This window comes from Vibrio sp. 10N.222.49.C9, assembly GCF_041474985.1.
Lineage (GTDB): Bacteria > Pseudomonadota > Gammaproteobacteria > Enterobacterales > Vibrionaceae > Vibrio > Vibrio crassostreae_C.
The window spans coordinates 1-324 of sequence record NZ_JBFRVD010001564.1; the positions used below are offsets into that span (position 1 = coordinate 1).

Genomic DNA, 324 nt, shown 5'->3' on the forward strand with positions numbered 1-324 from the left:
GCCAAAATTTGGGAGGCCAGATTACTCCTGATGGACGTTTCATGATTATGGTGAATCAGTCTTCTTCAGGTTTCAATTTGGCAAAACAGGATTTGGAGACTGGAGCCGTTCAAGTGTTAACAAAAACACTACTCGACGAGTCTCCGAGCATAGCTCCAAATGGAGGAATGGTGATATACAGCTCAATGTATAATAAAAACAATGTGCTATCGATGGTTTCAATTGATGGACGGTTTAAAGCCAGACTACCAGCAACCAATGGGCGTGTAAGAGCACCCGCCTGGTCACCGTTTTTGTAACGACGTTACTTTTTATACAATAAGG

The 324-nt window shown here is 42.6% G+C and carries 1 pseudogene; it reads left to right on the forward strand.

Going from position 1 to position 324, the window contains the following annotated elements:
* A pseudogene (locus tag AB4585_RS29280) lies at positions 1-299 on the forward strand (Tol-Pal system protein TolB); the annotation flags it as partial.
* Between the last annotated feature and the right edge of the window lie 25 nt (positions 300-324).